This window comes from Nocardioides sp. NPDC087217, assembly GCF_044744805.1.
Lineage (GTDB): Bacteria > Actinomycetota > Actinomycetes > Propionibacteriales > Nocardioidaceae > Nocardioides.
On sequence record NZ_JBIUZB010000004.1, the window covers coordinates 359,820 to 381,484 of the forward strand.

At 69.9% G+C, this 21,665-nt stretch carries 21 protein-coding genes; 16 read left to right on the forward strand and 5 right to left on the reverse strand.

From position 1 onward, the window contains the following. Positions 1-82 precede the first annotated feature (82 nt). Both ACIO3S_RS19850 and ACIO3S_RS19855 read right to left on the reverse strand, forming a co-directional pair. Entirely contained in the window at positions 83-1,732 is a 1,650-nt protein-coding gene (locus ACIO3S_RS19850) for a DNA repair helicase XPB (RefSeq protein ID WP_400467310.1), read from the reverse strand. 9 nt (positions 1,733-1,741) lie between these two features. Beyond that, complete coding sequence (locus ACIO3S_RS19855) at positions 1,742-3,724, reverse strand: helicase-associated domain-containing protein (RefSeq protein ID WP_400467313.1); 1,983 nt, start codon at positions 3,722-3,724, stop codon at positions 1,742-1,744. A 282-nt stretch (positions 3,725-4,006) separates the two neighbouring features. Between ACIO3S_RS19855 and ACIO3S_RS19860 the strand changes: the two genes are divergently transcribed. The 3 genes from ACIO3S_RS19860 (at position 4,007) to ACIO3S_RS19870 (ending at position 8,028) form a co-directional block, all read left to right on the forward strand. Continuing rightward, on the forward strand, positions 4,007-4,834 hold the full coding sequence (locus ACIO3S_RS19860; protein WP_141795102.1) for a protein phosphatase 2C domain-containing protein: 828 nt from the start codon (positions 4,007-4,009) through the stop codon (positions 4,832-4,834). Beyond that, on the forward strand, positions 4,831-6,750 hold the full coding sequence (locus tag ACIO3S_RS19865; protein WP_400467316.1) for an FHA domain-containing protein: 1,920 nt from the start codon (positions 4,831-4,833) through the stop codon (positions 6,748-6,750). Before ACIO3S_RS19860 ends, ACIO3S_RS19865 begins: the two co-directional genes overlap by 4 nt. Before the next feature lie 126 nt (positions 6,751-6,876). Continuing rightward, positions 6,877-8,028 (forward strand): RDD family protein, encoded by a 1,152-nt coding sequence (locus ACIO3S_RS19870; RefSeq protein ID WP_400467319.1) that lies wholly within the window; start codon positions 6,877-6,879, stop codon positions 8,026-8,028. A 78-nt stretch (positions 8,029-8,106) separates the two neighbouring features. Here ACIO3S_RS19870 and lepB read toward each other — a convergent pair whose 3' ends face one another. Further along, complete coding sequence (gene lepB / locus ACIO3S_RS19875; protein WP_160026964.1) at positions 8,107-8,871, reverse strand: signal peptidase I; 765 nt, start codon at positions 8,869-8,871, stop codon at positions 8,107-8,109. 112 nt (positions 8,872-8,983) lie between these two features. On the opposite strand from lepB, the gene ACIO3S_RS19880 reads away from it, so the two are divergent. Genes ACIO3S_RS19880 through ACIO3S_RS19890 form a run of 3 tightly spaced genes read left to right on the forward strand, consistent with a single transcriptional unit; the run spans position 8,984 to position 11,622 of the window. Then, the gene (locus ACIO3S_RS19880; protein WP_400467323.1) at positions 8,984-10,063 is read left to right on the forward strand and encodes a nitrate- and nitrite sensing domain-containing protein; all 1,080 of its coding nucleotides are present in this window, start codon (positions 8,984-8,986) and stop codon (positions 10,061-10,063) included. 9 nt (positions 10,064-10,072) lie between these two features. Then, positions 10,073-10,918: an ATP-dependent sacrificial sulfur transferase LarE gene (gene larE / locus ACIO3S_RS19885; protein WP_400467326.1), complete on the forward strand. Its 846-nt coding sequence runs from the start codon at positions 10,073-10,075 to the stop codon at positions 10,916-10,918. Continuing rightward, a complete protein-coding gene (locus tag ACIO3S_RS19890) occupies positions 10,915-11,622 on the forward strand; it encodes a M50 family metallopeptidase (RefSeq protein ID WP_350715130.1) in 708 nt (235 codons plus the stop codon). Before larE ends, ACIO3S_RS19890 begins: the two co-directional genes overlap by 4 nt. On the opposite strand, the gene ACIO3S_RS19895 is transcribed toward ACIO3S_RS19890, so the two are convergent. After that, entirely contained in the window at positions 11,619-12,017 is a 399-nt protein-coding gene (locus tag ACIO3S_RS19895) for a cold shock domain-containing protein (RefSeq protein ID WP_160026974.1), read from the reverse strand. The genes ACIO3S_RS19890 and ACIO3S_RS19895 overlap by 4 nt on opposite strands. Before the next feature lie 460 nt (positions 12,018-12,477). On the opposite strand from ACIO3S_RS19895, the gene ACIO3S_RS19900 reads away from it, so the two are divergent. The 5 genes from ACIO3S_RS19900 (at position 12,478) to ACIO3S_RS19920 (ending at position 18,135) form a co-directional block, all read left to right on the forward strand. After that, positions 12,478-15,786 (forward strand): nitrate- and nitrite sensing domain-containing protein, encoded by a 3,309-nt coding sequence (locus ACIO3S_RS19900; protein ID WP_400467329.1) that lies wholly within the window; start codon positions 12,478-12,480, stop codon positions 15,784-15,786. Continuing rightward, positions 15,783-16,178: a roadblock/LC7 domain-containing protein gene (locus tag ACIO3S_RS19905; RefSeq protein ID WP_008360946.1), complete on the forward strand. Its 396-nt coding sequence runs from the start codon at positions 15,783-15,785 to the stop codon at positions 16,176-16,178. The genes ACIO3S_RS19900 and ACIO3S_RS19905 overlap by 4 nt, the downstream gene beginning before the upstream one ends. Before the next feature lie 28 nt (positions 16,179-16,206). Then, positions 16,207-16,557, forward strand: a complete 351-nt coding sequence (locus ACIO3S_RS19910) for a DUF742 domain-containing protein (protein WP_008360948.1) — start codon at positions 16,207-16,209, stop codon at positions 16,555-16,557. A 40-nt stretch (positions 16,558-16,597) separates the two neighbouring features. Next, positions 16,598-17,149 (forward strand): ATP/GTP-binding protein, encoded by a 552-nt coding sequence (locus ACIO3S_RS19915; RefSeq protein WP_084101379.1) that lies wholly within the window; start codon positions 16,598-16,600, stop codon positions 17,147-17,149. 164 nt (positions 17,150-17,313) lie between these two features. Continuing rightward, a complete protein-coding gene (locus ACIO3S_RS19920; protein WP_400467546.1) occupies positions 17,314-18,135 on the forward strand; it encodes a DUF3027 domain-containing protein in 822 nt (273 codons plus the stop codon). A gap of 10 nt (positions 18,136-18,145) precedes the next feature. Here ACIO3S_RS19920 and ACIO3S_RS19925 read toward each other — a convergent pair whose 3' ends face one another. Then, entirely contained in the window at positions 18,146-18,547 is a 402-nt protein-coding gene (locus tag ACIO3S_RS19925; protein ID WP_400467333.1) for a DUF2530 domain-containing protein, read from the reverse strand. Between the two features lie 71 nt (positions 18,548-18,618). Between ACIO3S_RS19925 and ACIO3S_RS19930 the strand changes: the two genes are divergently transcribed. The 5 genes from ACIO3S_RS19930 to rpsG all read left to right on the forward strand — a co-directional run bounded on the left by ACIO3S_RS19930 (position 18,619) and on the right by rpsG (position 21,661). Then, positions 18,619-18,768, forward strand: coding sequence for a DUF1059 domain-containing protein (locus ACIO3S_RS19930; protein WP_091052351.1), 150 nt, complete (start codon positions 18,619-18,621; stop codon positions 18,766-18,768). 77 nt (positions 18,769-18,845) lie between these two features. Then, complete coding sequence (locus tag ACIO3S_RS19935) at positions 18,846-19,307, forward strand: MarR family transcriptional regulator (RefSeq protein ID WP_355224319.1); 462 nt, start codon at positions 18,846-18,848, stop codon at positions 19,305-19,307. Next, positions 19,304-20,554, forward strand: coding sequence for an MFS transporter (locus ACIO3S_RS19940; protein WP_400467337.1), 1,251 nt, complete (start codon positions 19,304-19,306; stop codon positions 20,552-20,554). The genes ACIO3S_RS19935 and ACIO3S_RS19940 overlap by 4 nt, the downstream gene beginning before the upstream one ends. 263 nt (positions 20,555-20,817) lie before the next feature. Next, the gene (gene rpsL, locus ACIO3S_RS19945) at positions 20,818-21,189 is read left to right on the forward strand and encodes a 30S ribosomal protein S12 (protein ID WP_008360965.1); all 372 of its coding nucleotides are present in this window, start codon (positions 20,818-20,820) and stop codon (positions 21,187-21,189) included. A 1-nt stretch (position 21,190) separates the two neighbouring features. After that, positions 21,191-21,661, forward strand: coding sequence for a 30S ribosomal protein S7 (gene rpsG / locus ACIO3S_RS19950; protein ID WP_008360967.1), 471 nt, complete (start codon positions 21,191-21,193; stop codon positions 21,659-21,661). Positions 21,662-21,665 lie beyond the last annotated feature (4 nt).

Below are 21,665 nucleotides of genomic sequence, written 5' to 3' on the forward strand. Positions count from 1 at the left end.
AACGCTTCACCGAGTATGGCGTGCGTCACATTCCACGTGCAGCGACTTGGCCGCATCCGGCCACGGCCAACGATTCAACCGGTCAGGACGTGAGGTCGTCGAGGGAGTCGGCGTCGACGATCCGGTAGGCATAGCCCTGCTCGGCCAGGAAGCGCTGGCGGTTCTGGGCGAAGTCGGCGTCGACGGTGTCGCGGGAGACGATCGTGTAGAAGTGCGCGGTCTTGTTGCCGTCGCCGGGACGCAGCAGCCGACCGAGCCGTTGCGCCTCCTCCTGGCGCGAGCCGTAGGCCCCGGAGACCTGGATCGCGACCTCGGCCGAGGGCAGGTCGATGGAGAAGTTGGCGACCTTGGAGACGACCAGCAGGTCGATCTCGCCGGAGCGGAAGGCGTCGAAGAGCCGCTGGCGCTCCTTGACCGACGTCTTGCCCTCGATCACCGGAGCGTCGAGCGAGGCGGCGATCTCGTCGAGCTGCTCGAGGTACTGCCCGATCACGAGCGTCGGCTTGCCGGCGTGAGAGTCGACGATCTCCTTGACCACGTCGATCTTGTGGTGGGTGCACGAGGCGATCCGGTAGCGCTCATCCGGCTCGGCGGTGGCGTAGACGAGCCGCTCGTCGGCGGGCAGCGTCACCCGAACCTCGACGCAGTCCGCCGGGGCGATCCAGCCCTGCGCCTCGATGTCCTTCCACGGAGCGTCGTAGCGCTTGGGGCCGATCAGGGAGAACACGTCACCCTCGCGCCCGTCCTCCCGCACCAGCGTGGCGGTCAGGCCGAGCCGGCGACGGGCCTGCAGGTCGGCGGTCATCCGGAAGATCGGGGCGGGGAGAAGGTGCACCTCGTCGTAGACGACCAGCCCCCAGTCGCGAGCGTCGAGCAGCTCCAGATGGGGATAGGCACCCTTCCGGCGCATGGTCAGCACCTGGTAGGTGGCGATCGTGACCGGCCGGATCTCCTTGACCGATCCCGAGTACTCGCCGATCTCGTCCGGGGTCAGCGACGTGCGGCGTACGAGCTCGTCCTTCCACTGCCGCGCGGAGACGGTGTTGGTGACGAGGATCAGCGTGGTCGCCTGGGCGTGCGCCATGGCGGCGGCGCCGACCAGCGTCTTGCCGGCGCCGCACGGGAGCACGACGACCCCGGAGCCGCCGTGCCAGAACGACTCGGCCGCCTCCGACTGGTAGGGGCGCAGCGTCCAGTCGGTGGTGTCCAGCGCGATCGAGTGTGCCTCGCCGTCGACGTAGCCCGCGTAGTCCTCGGCCGGCCAGCCGAGCTTGAGCAGGGCCTGCTTGAGGTTGCCGCGCTCGGAGGGGTGGACGACGACGGTGTCCTCGTCGAGCCGTTCGCCCAGCATCCCGGCGACCTTCTTCGCCCGGATGACCTCCTCCAGCACCGCCCGGTCGGAGGAGACCAGCACCAGTCCGTTCACCGGGTTCTTCTCCAGCCGGAGCCGGCCGTAGCGGGCCATCGTCTCGGCGACATCGACCAGCAGGGAGTGCGGTACGGGATAGCGGGAGAACTCGAGCAGCGTGTCCACCACCTGCTCGGCGTCGTGCCCGGCCGCGCGTGCGTTCCACAGCCCCAACGGCGTCAGCCGGTAGGTGTGGATGTGCTCCGGTGACCGCTCCAGCTCGGCGAACGGCGCGATCGCCTTGCGGCACTCACCTGCCCGGGCATGGTCGACCTCGAGCAGCAGCGTCTTGTCCGACTGGACGATCAGGGGGCCGTCGTTCACCGGACCAGCCTACGGCGACGTCGGGCGCACACTTCTGATCCGGGACAGCGCGAAGGAACGTACGTCGTCCTCGACCCGGGCCGCGAGAGAGCCGCCGTCGATCCCCAAGGGCTTGACGCGCGCCTCGCCGCCGACGCCGCGGCCGTCGACGTACGAGATCACGACCTGTTCCCCGGCATCGATGGCCTCGTGGAGGATCGCCATGGTGGAGGCCGGCTCGGCCGGAGCCGGATGCTCGTCGCCCGCCTTGATCCTGGCCGCCACCGCGGTCGCACGCGCGGCGACGTGGGCCTCCTGAGCACCGGCCGGACGCGCGCCGTTGCGGGCCTTGGCGCGCTTGGCGTCGGGGCGCGCGACGTGGATGGATCCGTCGGGTGCCTCGACGACCGGGGCCAGGCCCAGCTCGCGCAGCCGGGGGAGGAGCGAGTCGAGCGCGACGGTGCTGACGACCACCGTCGGCGCCAGCCGCCGCAGTCCCATGGACTCGGCGGCAGGGTGGGCCAGCAGCTCGGCCAGCGCGGCCTCGTCGTCGCTGCGCAGGTAGGCGGCGGCGAACCCGACCCGGACCGTCCCGAACGTACGCGCCGTGTCGTCCACCAGGTAGGTCAGCGCCTGCGGGACGGGGGTGCGGGAGGCGGCGGTGAGGAACGCGTGGATCTCGGTGGCGGTCCAGCCGCGGTCCATGGCCCGACGCACCGACTCCTTGGTGAACCGGTAGACCGTCGCCCCGCCGTGCGACTCGACCGTGGCCACCACGGCCAGGGTGCGCGCCAGCGCGGGCTCCAGCGGCCCCGGCGCGACCGCGGTCAAATCTCCCTGGAGCAGCACGTGGTCGACCGGCTCCGGCAGCAGCCCGGCCAGGGTCGGGACCGGATCCTCGCCCGCCACCAGCTGCTTACCGTACGCAGCCAGCCCCCCGAACGCGGCGAGCCCGAGCCTCTCCGCCTCGGTGAGCGTCCAGTCCACCAGGGCCTCGCGGGACTCGGTGCGGGTGCGCGGCCGGCGCGGCCGCTCCCAGGCGAGGCGGGTGACGACCGCGGCGGGGCCGGTGCCGGCGGCGAGGACCTCGCCGTCCGGCAGGGCGGCGAGCAGGCCCAGGGTCTGCCGCCGCGTCGCCACGGCCGAGGCTCCGGCCAGGTCGGGGGCCAGCGCGTTCCAGGTCTTCCCGGCGGGGTCGCGCTGGCCGACGAGCCCGGGAAGGCGCGGCGAGGCCAGCCAGGCGCCGGCGACGTGCGACCAGCGGGCCGCCAGGGGCTGCTGGAGCCACTGGTCGAAGAGCTCGGTCGGCATCCAGGCCGGATCGCCCTCCTCGTCGGCGCCCAGCGCGAGCAGCCCCGCGGCCCAGGCGACCTCGATCAGCAACGCCGCGGTGGGCTCGGCGACGTGGAGCCGCTCGGCCGTCGTCTTCAGGTCCCGGACCGTCAGCCCCGCCCCGCCGCGCAGCGACCGGGGCGGCGTGACGCTCCAGCCGTCGAGGAGCAGCTCGAGGTTGCGTACGAGCTCGAAGGCGGCGCCCGCGGCCGCCCGGTCGACCAGCGTGGATGCCCGCGCGGAGGTCGGCAGGGGTGGCGGGACGTCCACGGGGGCGATCGTCGTCCGCCCATCCCGCAGCGCGAGCCCGACCTCGCCGGGCAGGGTCAGCATGCCGTCGCCCGAGGAGACCAGCAGCCCGTGGGCGATGAGCTCCTCGGCCGGTCCGGCCGCCTCCGCCACGGATACGCCCGGGCGCGCGCGTGCGGAGGAGGCCTGCCCGCCGCCGGCGTCGACGGCCTCCAGCATCGCGCGCGCCTCGGCGGACACAGCCGGCAGGCTGCGTACGACTTCTTCCTGGTCAGCGGCGAACGGCTGCAGCCCGGAGGTGCCGGGCGAGCCCCGCAGCAGGGCCGCGACACCGGTCACCGCGCGCAGGCCGTCGAGGGAGTGCCACACCAGGCAGGTGTCCTCCAGATGAGAAAGTGCTCGTGTCGCGGCGTCCACTTCAGCGTTCACCATGGAAGATAAGTGGGCTTTGGTGGTTTGATTCGCGAGGGCAACGGCATCAAGCACGATCAGCTCGAGATGGTTAAGGTCATCCATCGCGTAGTGCAAGGATGTGCGAGTGGCTGCTCGGGCGGCGAGTTGGCCGGAGTCATGAGGGGACGGCGTGGCGAGATCAGGACGAGCAAGAAGCAGGCGTGAGATGCGCTCTGTGGGCCAAGAGCGCAACTGGTCTGCGAGTGAGCGGAAGCCTGTGTCCATCGGCATCACGCTATCCCGGCAGGCCTAGGGGGCGAGATGTCCAGGAAAGTAGTGATCGCGCACGGGGCCGCGACAGATGTCGGCCAGGTGCGGAAGGTCAACGAGGACTCCCATGTGGCCGAGCCACCGGTCTTCGTCGTCGCGGACGGTATGGGCGGCCACGACGGTGGTGACATCGCCAGCGAGATGGTGATCCAGGAGTTCGCCAAGCTCGGCGGCACCCATTACGTGTCCGAGTCCGGCAGCCAGGCGATGGTCGAGGCCCTCCAGGCGGCACAGGACCGGATCGTGGCCTTCGCGCTCGAGCAGCGCTCGCGCGGGGCCTCGGACTACCAGTCCGGCACCACCTGCGCCGCGGCTCTGATCGCCGACGGCGGAAGCAGCCCGTTGTGGATCCTGCTCAACGTCGGCGACTCGCGGATCTACCGATACTTCGACGGCACGCTGAGCCAGCTCAGCCGCGACCACAGCCTGGTCCAGGAGCTGGTCGACTCGGGGCAGATCACGCGCGAGCAGGCCGAGCACCACCCGGAGCGCAACGTGGTGACCAGGGCGCTGGGCGGGATGGCCCCGGCGGTCCCGGACATCTTCCAGGTGACCCTGCCCGTGGGTGCCCGGCTGATGCTGTGCTCCGACGGCGTGAGCGGGATGATCTCGGATGCTGAGATCGCCGACATCCTCGCGGCGGAGGACACCGACGCCCGCGACACGGCCGAGAAGCTCGTCGCCGCCGCGGTCGAGGCGGGTGGCCGGGACAACGCCACCGCGATCGTGGTCGATGTGATGGGATTGACCGAGGAGAACCCGTATGACTCGGAGCAACAAAGGGTGAGTATGGAGCAGAAGCTAGGAGTGCTGCCATGAGTGAGCAAGGAACCATCGCAAGCACGTCCTACATGCCGGGCACATGGTTCGGCATCATCGGTGAGAGCGCCACGGTGTTGCTCCCGCCCTCGGAGAAGAGCCGTGCGGGCGCGCTGTGGGCGCTCGTCGACGACGGTGCCGGGTTCGACGAGGTGCTCGACGCGCTCGTCGCGACCGGGCTGAGCTCGTTGCCGGGCTTCGTCCTCATCTCCGGGGACGTGACGCCTGACGGCGGCAGCGTACGCACCGTCGTGCGCGGCCCGTCCGTGGTCTCGTTCGAGGCCGGCGAGGGCACCGTCGAGGTCGACGGCTCGTCGTCGAAGACGTGGGTTGAGCGCACTCTCGAGGGTGTCACCAGGATGTCCGTCTCGCTCGGCGAGGAGGGCGCGACCGGTGAGCCGATGACGGCGCTCGGTGGCCTGCTGCGGGTCTCGGGTCTCGAGGTTCCGCCGCCGGTCCCGGAGTCCGCCCAGGACGACTCGCCGGAGAGCCGCGCCGGTTTCGTCGCTGCCCCGGTGGCCGTCGAGGAGGGCCCCGACGAGGGCGTCGACGAGCCGGCCCCGGTTGACCCGCTCACCGATCCTCTTCCCGAGGACAGCTACGCCGACTCCGCCGACGACCTGGACTCCGCCGAGGAGCAGGGTCTCGACGAGGACGAGCCGGTCGCGGCTCCGCCCTCCCTCTCGGTCGTTCCGCCGATCCCGGTCTCGGGTGACCTCCCCGGTCTCGGGGCGGACGCTGAGTCGGACTCCGGCGCGGAGGCAGACCTCGGCCCGGACTCCGACTTCGACGAGGATGCCGAGGCGGACGAGCCGATCTCGGTCAACCGTGGCGACGAGTCCGGCGAGGCGTCGGCACCGCGTCACGACGACCTGACCGAGCCGACCGAGGCGTTCGAGATGCCGGCCCCCTCCCAGGACGCCGACGACCAGGACTTCCCGGAGCCCGCTTCCGGTGGCTATGAGGACGACTACGCCAGCGACGAGCACGCTGCTGCCGTGGCGTCCTCCTTCGGTCCCTCCGCGGTCTCCCCGGAGCCCGTGTCCGACATGAACGTCGCTCCCGACGCCGAGACCGAGGTCCTTCCGGCCGTCGACGAGCAGGCCTACGACGGGCCCGAGTCCTACGACGAGCCTGAGTCCGCCCCGGCGCCCGGCTTCGGCCCGCCGTCGATGCCGCCTCCGCCTCCGCTGACGACGCCTCCGCCGCCGCCGGTGGACGCGCCGCCCGCTCCCTACGAGGAGTCGCGGGCCGAGGGCATGATCGACGCTGTACCGAGCGACGCCCCGATCGAGGCACCGTCCTTCGATAGCGCTCCTGCCGACGCGTCGGTGACCGAGATCCCTCCGGCACCCCCGGCCCCTCCGGCGTTCCCGGCCCCGCCCGCGCCGCCGGCTCCGCCCGTGGCGCCGATCCCCGAGACCCACGACGAGCCGGTCTGGGAGGAGCCCAACCCCGATGAGGACGACCACGACGGTCTGACCCGCATCGGCGTCGGCGAGGACCTCAACGCCGGTCTCGCCGGGATCCCCGGCCAGCCCGAGGCCCCGAAGGTGACCGCCTACCCGGTCGCCCGCCTGGAGTTCTCCAGCGGCGACCGCGTCGAGGTCGACCGGGTCGTCCTGGTCGGCCGCGCGCCGGAGGCGAGCCGGTTCACGCCCACCGAGCAGCCGATGCTGGTGACCGTGCCCAGCCCGCACCAGGAGATCTCCTCGACCCACTGCGAGATCCGTCCCGGTGCCGGTGTCGACCACGGCGCAGCGGTGGTCACCGACCTCGGCTCGACCAACGGCACCGTGCTGGTCCAGCCGGGTCTCGGCCCGGAGGACCTGCGTCCCGGCGTACCCGTCCAGCTCATGCCGGGTGCCGTCATCGACCTCGGTGACAGTCTGACGATCCGGGTGACCAACCCATGATCAAGCGGCTCTCGCTCATGTCGCCTGCCCTTGTGGAGGCGGCGGCATGAGCGAGCGCCAGCGAGCGACGATGGGCCTCAGGCCGCCGCGTCCGTATTCTTCGCCTCTTCGTACGGAGGCGGCGGCATGAGCGTGGCCGGCCTGCCGGCTCCAACCGTCGAAGCTGCGATCGCCGAGCCGGACCGTCGGTTCTACGCCTTCGCCATCGACCGGGTGATCGCGTGGGCGATCTTCGCCGCGGCCGGGTTCGCCGCCTGGCTGATCTTCTTCCGCAACGACAACCTGCTTCCCGGCGTCGGCCTGATCGCCGGCGTGGTCCTGGGGGTCTGGCTGGTCGGCACCGTACTCACCGGCTCCGGGGGCAAGACCCCCGGGAAGATGGCCCTCGGGCTCCGCGTGGTCAGCGATGACTCCGGAGCCGCTGGCCGCCCCATCGGCGTCGGCAAGGCGTTCGTACGCCAGGCCCTGCTCGGTCTCTGCACGATCCCGACGCTTGGCATCGGCACCGCCACCTTCGCCTGGGTCGCCGCGATGGACGACCGCGGTCGTCGCCAGGGGTGGCACGACCGCCGTGCAGGCTCGGTCGTGGTCGACGTACGGCCTCCGGCGGTCGTCGAGGCCGAGGAGGAGGCCCCGGCGCCACGGCGCATCGTCAACCTGACCACCATGCGCCTGAAGCAGGCCGAGGCGACCCCGGAGCGAGCCGAGCGGCCGCAGACCCCCGCCGCGCCGACCCAGAGCCCCGCGGCTCAGGCTCCTGCCGCTCAGGCCGCGGCCGAGGCCCAGGCGGCGCAGACCATCGTGCCGGGAATGATCTCCCGTCAGGCACCCCCGGCTCCGATGCCGCCAGCTCCCGCCCCACCGACTCCGGCCCCTCCGGCCCCGCCGTTGGCGCAGCCTGCCCCTCCGCCGCCTCCCGTTCCTGCCCCGCAGCCCGCGGCGACGGCTCGCTGGCGGGTCACGTTCGACACCGGCCAGAGCTTCGTGGTCGAAGGCCTCGCCATCGTCGGTCGCGGCCCCGAGCCGCGTCCGGGCGAGGAGGTCGCCCACCGAGTAGCCCTCTCCTCGAGCGACATGTCCCTGTCCAAGACCCACGCCCAGTTCCAGATCGCGGCCGACGGCACCCTCGTGGTCATGGACCGTGGCTCCACCAACGGCACCACCCTGATCCGCCAGGGCGCCGCACGAGCCCTCGGTGCCCGTCGCCCCGCGGCTCTCATCGACGGCGACAAGGTCAAGTTCGGCGACCGCACCATGGATGTGGTTCGCGAAGCCTGATCGCCGAAAGGTCACCCGCGCCGGCCGAGACGTCACACAGTTGACGTCTCGGCCGACGCGCGTGACGCCTCGGCGAGGTCAGTCGACGGAGTCGAAGGTCTCCGGGCGATGCTCGACGCCGAAGCGGTCGGTGGGCCAGAAGACGACGGCGACGCGGCCGACGACGTCGGAGACGGGTACGAACGCGTTCGAGCAGGCCTCGTCGCCCGACTCCTGGCGTTCGGGGCTGCACAGATGGAAGGACGAGTCGGCGGAGTTGGCACGGTTGTCGCCCATCACGAAGATCCGGCCCTCTGGGACGACGGCCTTCCACCCCCGGCAGCCGCCCTTGACGTACGACCCGTTGTCCTGCGCCATCGGGCCGTCGCAGGTGTCGGCGGGAGCGATGAAGGACGACGCGTCCACGGGCGTGCCGTTGACGACGATCCGACCCGACTCGCAGCACTCCACGGTGTCGCCCGCGACTCCGATGACCCGCTTCACCAGGTGGTCACCGGTCGGGTAGAGCCCGATCTTGGCGAGCACGGCCCTGAAGCCGGTCGGGGCAGGTGCGATCTGGTTGGCCGAGAGCCAGCCGCCGGGATCGGTGAAGACGACGACGTCGCCGCGCTCGGGCGTGCCACCCATCCAGTAGGACGGCTTCTCCACCAGTACCCGGTCGTTGACCTCCAGCCCGGGCTGCATCGACTCGGAGGGGATGTAGAACGCCTGGGCGAGGAACGTCTTGATGACGACGGCCAGCAGGATCGCGGTCACCGCGATGATCAGGATCTCGACGAGCGACCCCAGAACTCCCCTCTGCCGTCGGCCTGACCCCACCGACGCCTCCCGCTCTGCCCCCATGCTGAGACCCTATCCAGACGACGGGTCCGGTCCAGGCGCTATCCAGAATTCACGGGCGCGCGGCGCCGCTCCTGCCCTAGGGTTCCTCACTCATCCGGACCCGAGGGGCGTCATGACCAACACACTGGAATCCCCGACCCATGAGCGTGCCGAGAAGGGCCCGTGGGCGATCTGGACCGTCCTGGCCCTGGCTGTGATCGTCGCCATCGTGGCAGGAGTCCTCGGCTATCTGGGCGTCTCGCGGGCGACCGGTCAGGCGGGACCCAGCGCGAGGACCGTGACGCTCGCCGAGGCGCTCCCGGAGACGTTCAACCTCGCGGCCAACCTGTCCTTCGAACGCGATGCGATGACGGCCGGCGTACCTCCCGTCGTGCTCCGGCCGATCCAGCAGTCCACCGACGAGTCGGCGCAGGGGTGGCGCGCTCGGGTGCAGGAGATCGACGGCGGCGACAAGGAGCTCGACGCGACGCTCGCCCGGGTCGCCGAAGGTGTCGATGGCATCGATGGGCTGCGTACGCAGATGCTGGACGATCGCGCCAAGGGGACGGAGGGATACACCGCCCTGAGCAACGACTTGTTCAGCATCGCCGACGAGCTGCCGAACCCGGGCGATGGCCAGGCCGCCTCGTCGATCGAGGCGATCGGCCACATGCCCGAGGCATGGGACGCGCTGGGCCAGGAGCGCGCGATCATGATGGCCGTACTCTCCAGCTCACCGCCGACCGTCGCGAAGCAGATGAGCGACAACGAGATCGCGGCGCTCACCGAGGCGGAGGCGGAACTGCGGCGCTCGCTCGCCGCGTTCTACGAGGGGTCGTCGGCGGACCAGCGTCGACGTCTCGACGAGCTGACGAACGGCACGGCCACGGAGGGGGCCACCGGCGTGCCGGCCCACCAGGCCGTCAACGAGGTCATCGCCGGTGATGGCACCGCGCTGGCCCTCGAGTCGTACGTCGCGTCCAGCAACGACTTCATGCGCGGCCTGCGGGAGGTGCTCATCGCCTCCGCCGAGGAGATCGCCGAGGAAGCGCGGGCCGACCGCGACGATGCGACCCGCACCGCGCTCGTCGGGGTCGTCCTCACGTTCGCGGTCGTGAGCGTCCTCGTCGTCATCGTGATCGTGCTCGTGGTCGTGCTGGTGGTCCTGGTCTCCCGGCGCCGATCCACGAACACGCGTGGAGCCCGCGGATAGGGTCGGAGCGTGTCCGACCTCGACCCACGGCTCAACGCTCTCGAAGCGGATCTCAAGACTCGGGGAAGCGTGCTGGTGGCCTTCTCCGGCGGTGCCGACAGCGCCTTCCTCCTGGCGGCCGCAGCCAGAGCTCTGGGCAGCGACAACGTCGCCGCCGCGACTGGCTATTCGCACAGTCTTCCGATCGCGGAGAGGGACCCGGCCGCCGAGTTCGCGAAGAGTCTCGGCGTACGCCTCATCACCCCGCAGACCCACGAGATGGAGCGGGAGGGCTACCGGGCCAACGGCACCGACCGATGCTTCTTCTGCAAGGCGGAGCTGCTCGACACCCTCGTGCCGCTGGCCCGTGAGCTGGGCCTGGCGCACGTGGCCACCGGCACCAACGCCGACGACGGGATCGAGGGGCTCAACGGCCTCCGGCCCGGCATCCGCGCGGCCGCCGAGCGTGGTGCGATCACGCCGCTCAAGGACGCCGGGCTGACCAAGGCGCAGATCCGCGAGGCCTCGCGCCGCTGGGAGCTGCCGACCTGGGACAAGCCGGCCGCGGCCTGCCTCTCCAGCCGGATCGCCTATGGCCTCGAGGTCACCCCGAGGCGCCTCGCGCGCGTGGAGAGAGCAGAGCAGGGCGTACGCAGCGTCCTGGCCGCCCGCGGCCACGACGCCGCCAGGGTGGACCTGCGCGTGCGTGACCACGGGGAGAAGGCCACCGTGGAGCTGTCCGCTACCCTCCTGCCTCTCGACCCCCACCATGCCGACGAGGTGCTCAAGACAGTGACCGACGCAGGATTCCCCGCCGCGGAGATCGACCCACGGGGCTTCCGCTCCGGATCAATGAACCAGAAGGCAGTCAAGTGAGGGAGTTTTGGGACACGATCACGGCGACCCAGACCGTCCCCGAAGCGCCCTGGCTGATCGGCGCCGGCGTCGTCGCCCTGGTGCTGGTCGTGTGGCGGGGAACCTGGCGCACCGTACGCCTCGGCGTCACCGTCGTCCACGAGGCCGGGCACGCCGTGGTCGCGGTCCTGGTGGGCAGGCGGCTGGCCGGGATCAAGCTCCACTCCGACACCTCGGGCGTCACCCTCTCGCGCGGCAAGCCGTCCGGCCCCGGGATGGTCGCGATGCTCGCCGCCGGCTATCTCGCCCCGGCGCTCCTCGGGCTGCTCAGCGCGACCATGCTCGCGGCGGGTCACGCCCTGGGACTGCTGTGGCTCCTGGTGGCCGCGATGCTCGTGCTGCTGCTGTGGGTACGCAACGGCTACGGCCTCGTCGTCCTGCTGGTGCTCGGCGCAGCGCTGGGCGCGATCAGCTGGTACGCCGACGGCCGCCTCCAGACCATCGTCGCCACGCTGGTCACCTGGCTGCTCCTGCTCGCCTCACCGAGGCCGCTCCTGGAGCTCCTCGGCCGCGGCGAGCGAGGCCGCCGCGGCTCCGACCCCGACCAGCTCGCCGGCCTGACCGGCATCCCGTCGGTGCTCTGGATCCTGGTCCTGCTGGCAGTGAACCTCGCCGGCCTGGTGGTCGGCGTGCAGACCCTGATCCCCGACCTGAGCTGGATCTAGAGCTCGAACTCGTCGGCGATCTGGCGCAGCGCGGGGGAGACCTTCTTGGCCAGCTCGCGCGTGGGCGGGCGGCCCTGGGCGTAGCCGTCGCGGATGTCGTCGAGGAGCTTGATCACGTTCTCGACGATCAGCTCCATCTCCTCGGGCTTGCGGCGCTTGGCGGCACGCTGGCGCCCGGCGACGGACGGGGAGCGCTCCAGAATGGTCACCGAGAGCGCCTGCTCACCGCGGCGTCCCTGGGCGATGCCGAACTCCACCCGGGTGCCGGCCTTCAAGGTCTTGGCAGCGCCCTCGGGGAGCGCGTCGGCGTGGACGTACACGTCCGGACCGTCGTCCTGCGACAGAAACCCGAAGCCCTTGGTGGCGTCGAACCACTTGACCTTGCCAGTAGGCACGGCAGCTTGCCCCTTCCTCGCGCATCAGCGCTTCAAACGTACGTCGCCCGGCGACTGTGACGGCCGACGCGGGAGAGCCTAGTCCTCAGCGCCCAGGGACGCGTGAGGTATTCCCCTCTCCGGCGTCGACGGATCCACGGATGGCTCGCCATGTCGTCCCTCGTGCGGGTGGGGCCTATACTCCGCCTACCCCTCCATAGATTTGCAAATGATTTCGTACACCATTGGTAATCGAGACCACTTATGACGTAAGTTTGCGTCGCCAAAGACTGCAGACAGGTACGCCCGGGTGCCAGCAGACTTCGCGGCGGGGGACTGGGGTATGCACCACAGACGGTGCATGCCTCTCGGGAATGATGTGACATGGCCACGAGAGGGAGTAATGGCCGAGCCATACGCAAGCACAACCCACCGTCCGGAACGTAAGCCCTGGCAGGGAATTCGAGCGCGCCTCATCTTCGTGCTGCTCATCCCGACCATCGCGGCGATGGTGTTCGGCGGGTTGAGCATTTCGCGCGCCCTCTCAGCCCAGGCGGAAGCACGCCAGGCCGAGACTGTCGCCCAGGCACTGCCTGACACCTACCAACTCGCGATCAACATCCTGTTCGAGCGTGACGGTGCGCTCGCGGGCGTCCCCGAGGTCGTCATGCGGCCGCTGCAGCAGAAGACCGACGAGTCGATCGAGGCCTGGAGCGCCAAGGCGAAGGAGATCGACGCCGGCGACGACAAGGACCTCGAGAACAGCATCGTCGAGATCCAGCAGGCCCTCAACGGCATCGACGACCTGCGTGCCCAGATCCAGGAGAAGGACACCGCGGTCGAGGCCCAGCTGGCCTACACGACCGTGATGAACAACCTCTTCGGGATCTCGGCGCAGATGCCGACCCTGGAGAACGACGAGGTCTTCTCCAAGATCGCCGCGATCAGCAACGTGCGCCCCGCCTCGGAGGCCATGGGCACCGAGCGCATGATCATGATGGAGGCGCTGAGCAAGAAGGCGGCCGCGGAGAGCAAGGGTGCGGTCAACCCTGACGTCCTCACCGACGAGAAGTTCGCCGAGCTCGCCCGCGCCGAGGCCAAGTGGCGTCTGTCCACGGCCGACTACTACGCGAAGACGTCTGACGACATCCGCCAGCAGCTCGACGAGCTGACCAACGACACCACCGACGTGGGCTCGATCGGGGCGCCCGCCCACCGGGTCGTCAACCAGGTCATCACCAGCGGCAGCACGGACCGGGTCAAGATGACCCCGGACCAGTACACCGAGGCCAGCACGGAGTTCATCCGTGGTCTGCAGAAGATGATCGTCCAGACCGCGCAGGAGATCAGCGACGACGTCGAGCAGATCAAGAGCGACGCGACCCGCGACGCCATCGTCATCGGTCTCCTCGTTCTCGGTGTTCTGATCTTCGCCCTCGCCGTCGGTCTGGTCGCGGCCCGCTCCATCCTGTCGCCGCTGAGCCAGCTGCGTCGCCTGGCCTACAACCTGGCCAACCACGACCTGCCCGAGCGAGTCGCCTACATGAACCAGGCCGACGGCCCGGTGGATACGCATGTGGAGCCGCTGGACATCGCGCGTCGAGACGAGATCGGTGACGTCGCGGACGCGTTCGACGCGGTCCACGTCGAGGCGATCCGGCTGGCGGGCGAGCAGGCCGAGCTGCGTACGAACGTCGACAAGATGTTCATGAACCTCTCCCGTCGTTCGCAGAGCCTCGTCGAGCGTCAGCTCCAGCTCATCGACCAGCTCGAGGCCAACGAGCAGGACCCCGACGACCTCGCGAACCTGTTCCGCCTGGACCACCTCGCCACCCGAATGCGCCGCAACGACGAGTCCCTCCTGGTCCTCGCCGGTGGCGAGATCGGCCACGCGGCTCGTGGTCCGGTCCCGGTCCTCGACGTCCTCCGTGCCGCGGCCTCCGAGATCGAGCAGTTCGCCCGGGTCGACATCGACTCCGACGAGAACGCCGAGTTCGAGGGTGCGATCGCAGGTGACCTCGTGCACCTGCTCGCGGAGCTGATCGAGAACGCCACCAACTTCTCCCCGCCCGACACCGCGGTCACGATCCGCACCTTCCGCGCCGGCCCCGCCGCGCCGCTGCTGGTCGAGATCGAGGACCTCGGTATCGGCATGACGCCGGAGGAGCTCGACGCGGCCAACATGAAGCTGCGCCGTGCGACCGGCCTCGACGCCGACGTCGCCCGGATGATGGGTCTGGTCGTGGTCGCGCGCCTGGCGGCGCGTCACGGCCTCTACATCGAGCTCGTCCCGAACCGCCCCCGCGGTGTGGTCGCGCGCGTCGAGATGCCGGTCACCACGATCGTCGGCGCTCACGCGGAGGCCCCGTCCGGCCAGCAGCAGGGCTTCGACGCCTACGCCTTCCAGCAGGGCGGCTACGGCCAGCAGACCGGCGCCTACCCGGGCACCGGCGAGCTTCCCTACGAGATGCAGTACGGGATGCCCGCCTACGACGCCCAGCCGTACGCAGGTGGCAACCCCTACGACGTGCCGGTCGGTGCTCTTCCGGCGCCCGAGGCGCCCGCCGCCTCCGCCGCGGCGCCGCCGGCCCTGCCGAGCCGTACGCCTGGTGCGTCCAACCACCCCAACCTCTCCAACGGCGGTGCGTCGGCCTTCCAGCAGGGTGCCAACGGCCACTCGGGCCAGCACAACGGCTTCGGTCAGAGCGGACCGCAGACGGGTCAGCAGCCCGCTTTCGGTGGTGTGCCGCCGATGCCGGGCGACCCGGGCTTCGAGGGTCCGGGCGCGCGCACGGGCAGCTTCCCGGCGCAGCCGCAGCAGTTCAGCGGTGGCCAGCCGCAGTACGGGGGAGACCCGTTCGGCGGAGACCCGTTCGGCGCCAACCAGCCGCCGGCCCCGCAGCAGAACCCCAGCGGCCAGCAGCAGAACTTCCTCTCCAACATGCTGCCGGTTCGCAAGGCCGAGGACCTGGCCGCCCGCTTCCCCGACGGTCGTTTCGACCCGAGCACCGAGACCGGCGAGCTGCCGCGTCGCGACCCGGGCTCGCAGGGCGGCAGCCCGTTCGGCACCGACACCGGCGCGTTCCGCACCTTCGAGCGCCCCAACGAGCGCACCACGCCGCGTACGCCGCCGCCGGGCTTCGGTCCCGACGACGACCCGTTCGGTCCGGCCGGTGACGCGATCGCCCCGGGCCCGATGGGTCCGATGGCTCCGGAGCCGACCAACTCGCCGAACCCGCTCGACTCGACCACCGAGGTTCCGATCCTCGATGACGAGGGCAGCTCGATCTTCGACGACCTTCAGTCCGAGTGGTTCACCCGTCGTCGCCCGCTCGGCGCGCGCCGGGCGATGGAGTCCAAGGGCGACCCGCTCAGCGACCCGATCGCCCCGGCCGCCAAGGCCGGTCCGGGACCCAAGCCCGACGCGGCCCGTCCGGCGGCTGCCCCTGCGGGCGAGCCGGCCGACGAGCCGGTCGCGCAGGACGACGAGCCGACCACGCCGATGAGCTGGTCCTCGCCGGGCGACGAGGGCTGGCGCCGGGCGCAGGAGCTGGAGCAACTGCAGGAGCAGGAGCCGGCGACGATCACCCAGGGTGGCCTCCCCGTTCGTGTCCCGGGTCAGAATCTGATCCCAGGTGCGGCGCCTTCGGTCACACCACCGTCATCAGGTCCGCGTAACATGGACGCGCGCCGCACCCGTGGCATGTCCAGCTTCCAGAAGGGCGTCAGCCGCGCCCGCAACAACCCCGCTGATGCGGAAAGCAACCCCGAAGGTGAGGAGCAGCAGTGACAACGGCCCCCGCAGGACTGGACTGGCTTGTCGACAGCCTGACCCAGCGCACCCCTGACATCGCTCACGCGATCTTGGTGTCGGCTGATGGTATGCCGATGGCCAGCTCCGTCGACTTCCCCCCGGACCGGGCCGACCAGCTCTCGGCGATCGCCTCCGGTCTCACCAGTCTTACCCAAGGAGCGGCTCGGTGCTTCGCGGCGGGTAATGTCCAGCAGATGGTCATCGAGATGGACGGTGGCTATCTGGTCCTCATGGCGGTTGGTGAGGGTTCCAGCCTTGCTGCCCTTGCCGCCCCCGACTGCGATCTGGGACAGGTTGGCTACCAGATGCAGCTGTTGATCTCGCGTGTTGCCACCGCCCTCACCCCCGATACCAGAACCGGCGCCTGATCAGTGCCCCGACCCTAGGACCGAGATCGTGAGCAACCACGCATCCGAACCGCCGCCGCTGGTCAGGCCTTATGCCCTGACTCGTGGCCGCACGCAACCCAAGCGCGTCTTCCCGATGGAAGCACTGGTGATCACTGACCGCTACGTGATCGACGGCTACGTCCGGTCGCCCGAGGAGCGGACGATCGCAGAGCTCTGCCGCGAGAGCCGTTCCGTCGCTGAGGTCGCGGCGCTCATCCGGGTGCCCCTGGGTGTCGCCCGAGTCCTGATCGGTGACCTTGCGGAGCGCGGCGTGGTGCAGGTGCACGCCAGCAAGGTCCCGGACGCCCCGGACACCGCTCTCCTCGAGCGCGTGCTGTCCGGCCTGAGGAAGCTTTGACAGGAGTAATGCAGTGACCACCGACTCCAAGCAGGCGACGATGTCTGCGAAGATCGTCATCGCCGGCGGGTTCGGCGTTGGTAAGACGACCTTCGTGGGCTCCGTCTCGGAGATCGTCCCCCTGACGACCGAGGCCGTGATGACGCAGGCGACCGCCGGCGTCGACGACCTCTCCGCAGTGCCCAACAAGAAGACGACCACGGTCGCGATGGACTTCGGTCGAGTCTCCCTCGACTCCGACCTGATCCTCTACCTGTTCGGCACCCCCGGTCAGAACCGCTTCTGGTTCATGTGGGACGACCTGACCCAGGGCGCCATCGGTGCCGTGGTGCTCATCGACACCCGTCGCCTCGCCGACTCCTTCGGCGCGATCGACTACTTCGAGTCCCGCAACGTGCCGTTCGTCGTGGCCCACAACGTCTTCGGCGCCAACCAGGCCTACAAGCCGGAGCAGATCCGCGAGGCCCTGGCTCTGCGCCCGGACATCCCGATCGTCACCTGTGACGCTCGCGACCGTCAGTCGACCAAGGCGACGCTGATCTCGCTCGTCGAGTACGTCCTCTCCATGGTCTCCACGCGCGCTCTTCAGTAGCCAAGCGTCACCGACACCCGCCGTAGCCATGCTCCGGCGGGTGTCGGCCATTTCAAGGACTGTCATGACTGTGCAGTAGAGGCGTACGTCTGGGAGGATCACGCGTTGTGCTGAAGTTCAGGTTGTGGTGGCGCAAGGTGACCCCGAAGTGGCACCTGAGGCGCATGTGGGTGAAGATGTGGTCCGTGATCACGACCCCGTACGCCGATGCGACGGCCGTCGCTGCCGTCGACGAGGCCCGCGCCGCGCTCCTGTCCGACGTGCCAGCCGGTGACGTCGGAGAACATCTCGGCCATGTGGTCGAGAAGGGTGCTGGCCCGGGCGTCGTGACCCACCTGTTCGCCTGCACCCGCAAGGGCTACGTCGGGTGGCACTGGTCGGTCACGCTCGTCACCGTGCCCTCGCTCGACGGCCCGGGATTCGGTGTCGATGCTCCGGTGACCATCAACGAGGTCGTCCTCGTCCCCGGTGACGCCGCGATCGTCGCGCCGGCCTGGGTGCCCTACCGCGAACGGATCAAGCCGGGCGACCTCTCACCCGGTGATCTGCTCCCGGTCGAGGACGACGACGCGCGGCTGGTTCCGACGTACGCCTTCGGTGACGACCCGCTCGACGCCGACGAGAAGGCCCAGGTGCGCGAGGTCGCCAAGGATCTCGGCCTCGGCCGTGTCCGGACTCTGTCCGTCTCCGGCTTCGACGCCGCCGCCGAGCGGTGGTACGCCGGTGACGGTGGCCCCGAGGCGCCGCTCGCGCAGGCCGCCCCCGACCAGTGCCACAGCTGTGGCTTCCTGGTCCGGCTGACCGGCCACCTGGCCTCGAGCTTCGGCGTCTGCGCCAACGGCGACGCCAACGACGACGGCAAGGTGGTCAGCCTCAACCACGGGTGCGGTGCGCACTCGGAGGTGCGGCTGGCGAAGAAGCACGAGCCGCAGCCGCTGCCGGACCCGGTCTTCGACACGATCAGCGACGACGCCGAGCCCTTCTAGCCGGGCGGTTCTAGGCGAGGCCCTCGGCGCGCAGCCGGCGGGCCTTGCGGCGCCGAGTCAGCTCGATGCCGATCGCGCCGATGCCGAAGGCGGCCAGGCAGGTCCAGATCCACCAGGTCCAGCCGCGGTCGTTGAGCAGACCCCAGAAGGGGAGCAGGGCGACGAACCCGACCAGCCAGCCGAGGGTGGCGAGCTCGAAGGCACGGATGCCGTCCTGGTCGACGAGCTCGATCTTCGGCTCGGGGACGGCCTGGACCGGCTCCTCGGCAGGCGGCTCGTGGTAGCCGTAGTCCTGGGGGTAGCCATGCCCATCGTCGGACTGAGCCTCGGTGTAGTAGTCGCCGTCGTACCCGTCGTACTGCTGCTCCGGGTAGGTGCCGGAATAGTCGTCGTCGCGGTACTGGTCGCTCATGGCATCCAATCTAGTAGGTCACCACGAGCCGGTAGGGTTGGGTGGAAACGCTGACGACCTGGAGGTCCCTGATGGCTTCGCTCCGCTGCCCCTGTGGCACCAACTTCCGCACGGAGACCGACGACGAGCTGGTCGAGAAGGTGCAGGAGCACCTCGCCGAGGCTCACCCCGGCCGCACGTACAGCCGCGACGACATCCTGATGCTCGCCGCGATGTCCTGACGCTGTGACGGCGCCCTCACCCGGGCGCCGTCTCTTCCCGGAATAGTTAGCGCCGGTAAGCAGTTATGCTTACCGACATGCCTACCGCACAGCCAGCCTCCGCGCCCGACGCGGCCTCTGACATCCCCGAGGTCGCCTCGGTGCTGCGCACCTCCGTCATGCGGATGCGCCGCCGCCTGGCCAACGAGCGCCACCCTGACAACGACCTCTCCCTGGGGTCGATGGCGGTGCTCGGGGCGTTGTACGCCAACGACGAGATGACCCTCGGCGCCCTCGCCGGGCGCGAGCGCGTCCAGCCGCCGAGCATGACCAGGATGGTCAACTTCCTCGAGGAGGGCGGCTACGTCGTCCGCCGCCAGGGTGAGACCGACCGCCGCCAGGTGCTGGTCTCGATCACCGACAAGGGCCGCCGGACCGTACGCAAGGACCGGCTCAGCCGGGACGCCTGGCTCGCCCAGCAGCTCGTCGACCTCGATGCGGACGAGCTCGCCGCCCTCCGCACAGCCGCTTCGATCATGGAGAGAATAGCCACCAGTTGAGTCCCACGTTCCGTTCCCTGCGCAGCCACAACTACCGCCTCTACCTAGCCGGCAGTGTCGTCTCCAACGTCGGCACCTGGATGCAACGCATCGCTCAGGACTGGTTGGTCCTGAGCCTCGGCGGCGGGGGAGCGGCACTCGGTATCACCACCGGTCTGCAGTTCCTGCCCATCCTCCTGCTCAGCCCCTACGCCGGGGTCATCGCAGACCGCTTCCCGAAGCGTCGCCTGCTGCAGGCCGCCCAGGGGTGGATGGCCCTGATGTCGCTGCTCCTCGGTGTGCTGGCGGTGAGCGGCCACGCCGAGGTGTGGATGGTCTACGTGATCGCGTTCCTCTTCGGCACGGGCGCCGCCTTCGACGGGCCGGGCCGGCAGTCGTTCGTCTCGGAGATGGTCCACCCCGACGACCTCACCAACGCCGTCGGCCTCAACTCGGCCTCCTTCAACCTCGCCCGCCTGATCGGGCCGGCGCTGGCCGGGCTCCTCATCGGCTCGCTGGGGAGCGGCCCCGAGGCGACCGGCTGGGTGATCCTCATCAACGCCGTCTCCTACCTCGCCGTGATCGGCCAGCTGCAGCGGATGAACACCGCCGAGCTGCACTCGCCCGACCCCGTCGCCAGGCGGAGCGGGATGCTGCGCGAGGGCATCGGCTACATCCGTACGCAGCCCAAGATGCTGATGGTCCTGGTGATCATCTTCTTCGTCGGCACCTTCGGGGCGAACTTCCCGATCACCTCGGCGCTGATGGCGACCGAGGAGTTCGGCAAGGGCGCCAGCGAGTACGGCCTGCTCGGCACCGTCCTGGCCATCGGCTCGCTCTCCGGCGCCCTCCTCGGCGCCCGCCGCACCCGGATCCCGCTCAAGCTGATCGTGCTGGCGGCGACCGGGTTCGGCCTCACCGTCATCGTGTCCGGGCTGATGCCGACGTACGCCCTCTTCGCCCTGATCTCGCCTGTGCTCGGCTTCTTCACGATCACGACCCTCAACGCCTGCAACGCCACGATGCAGACCGAGGCGGCCCCGGAGTTCCGCGGCCGGGTCATGGCGATCTACATGACCGTCCTGATGGGCGGCACCCCGCTGGGCGCCCCGCTCATCGGCTTCGTCGGCGAGCACTTCGGCGCTCGCACGACCCTGTACGCGAGTGGCGCTCTGGTGCTGTTGGGTACGCTTGCGGGGGTGCTGGTCCTCGCCGCACTCAGAGGTGGTATCCGGGCCGTTTTGACCCCCTCTCAAGCCGCCGGGTAGCCTCTGAAGCGTGTCTGGGACAACCAGGCCGTCGCGCGTGCCCGGAACAAGCTCGAGAGATAGGTCTCGGACCCGGGTTCGGCGCCCTCAGGTGGGGATTCGGTTCGAAAGATCCGTCTTCATGCTGTTGAGGTAAGGGCGACACGCCCGACCTCGGGGGCGAGGCGGGACCAGTTGGTATCGCACCACCTGGACGCACAACATTGGATCCTTCGCGGCAGAGCGCCGCGTAGTGAGAGCAGAAAAGAAGGGGAACCACCGAGGTGCCCACAATCAACCAGCTGGTCCGCAAGGGCCGCGAGGACAAGGCGACGAAGTCGAAGACGCCTGCCCTCAAGGGATCGCCGCAGCGCCGTGGCGTCTGCACGCGCGTCTACACCACCACCCCGAAGAAGCCGAACTCCGCCCTCCGGAAGGTCGCCCGTGTGCGTCTCTCCTCCGGCGTCGAGGTCACCGCTTACATCCCGGGTGTGGGTCACAACCTTCAGGAGCACTCCATCGTGCTCGTCCGCGGCGGTCGTGTGAAGGACCTCCCCGGTGTTCGTTACAAGATCATTCGCGGCTCGCTCGACACCCAGGGCGTGAAGAACCGCAAGCAGGCCCGGAGCCGCTACGGCGCCAAGAAGGAGAAGTGAGATGCCTCGTAAGGGTCCCGCTCCCAAGCGTCCGCTCGTCGTCGACCCCGTCTACGGCTCGCAGCTCGTAACCCAGCTCGTCAGCAAGGTCCTGCAGGACGGCAAGAAGCAGGTCGCGCAGCGCATCGTCTACACCGCGCTCGAGGGCTGCCGTGAGAAGACCGGCACCGACCCCGTGGTCACGCTCAAGCGCGCCATGGACAACGTGAAGCCGGCCATCGAGGTCAAGTCCCGCCGTGTCGGTGGCGCGACCTACCAGGTTCCGGTCGAGGTCAAGGGCACGCGTGGCACCACGCTCGCGCTGCGCTGGCTCGTCGGCTACGCCCAGGACCGTCGTGAGAAGACGATGGCCGAGCGCCTGATGAACGAGATCCTCGACGCGAGCAACGGCCTCGGCGCCGCTGTGAAGAAGCGCGAGGACACCCACAAGATGGCCGAGTCCAACAAGGCCTTCGCGCACTACCGCTGGTGACGTA

Bases quoted from the DNA above. Each gene is read 5' to 3' on its own strand.
- ACIO3S_RS19925 (WP_400467333.1), bottom strand. From the start codon at position 18,547: ATGAGCGACCAGTACCGCGACGACGACTATTCCGGCACCTACCCGGAG.
- rpsG (WP_008360967.1), top strand. From the start codon at position 21,191: ATGCCTCGTAAGGGTCCCGCTCCCAAGCGTCCGCTCGTCGTCGACCCC.
- ACIO3S_RS19880 (WP_400467323.1), top strand. From the start codon at position 8,984: ATGACCAACACACTGGAATCCCCGACCCATGAGCGTGCCGAGAAGGGC.
- lepB (WP_160026964.1), bottom strand. From the start codon at position 8,871: ATGGGGGCAGAGCGGGAGGCGTCGGTGGGGTCAGGCCGACGGCAGAGG.
- ACIO3S_RS19930 (WP_091052351.1), top strand. From the start codon at position 18,619: ATGGCTTCGCTCCGCTGCCCCTGTGGCACCAACTTCCGCACGGAGACC.
- ACIO3S_RS19855 (WP_400467313.1), bottom strand. From the start codon at position 3,724: ATGGTGAACGCTGAAGTGGACGCCGCGACACGAGCACTTTCTCATCTG.
- ACIO3S_RS19870 (WP_400467319.1), top strand. From the start codon at position 6,877: ATGAGCGTGGCCGGCCTGCCGGCTCCAACCGTCGAAGCTGCGATCGCC.
- ACIO3S_RS19920 (WP_400467546.1), top strand. From the start codon at position 17,314: ATGTGGGTGAAGATGTGGTCCGTGATCACGACCCCGTACGCCGATGCG.
- ACIO3S_RS19915 (WP_084101379.1), top strand. From the start codon at position 16,598: ATGTCTGCGAAGATCGTCATCGCCGGCGGGTTCGGCGTTGGTAAGACG.
- ACIO3S_RS19860 (WP_141795102.1), top strand. From the start codon at position 4,007: ATGTCCAGGAAAGTAGTGATCGCGCACGGGGCCGCGACAGATGTCGGC.
- ACIO3S_RS19865 (WP_400467316.1), top strand. From the start codon at position 4,831: ATGAGTGAGCAAGGAACCATCGCAAGCACGTCCTACATGCCGGGCACA.
- ACIO3S_RS19935 (WP_355224319.1), top strand. From the start codon at position 18,846: ATGCCTACCGCACAGCCAGCCTCCGCGCCCGACGCGGCCTCTGACATC.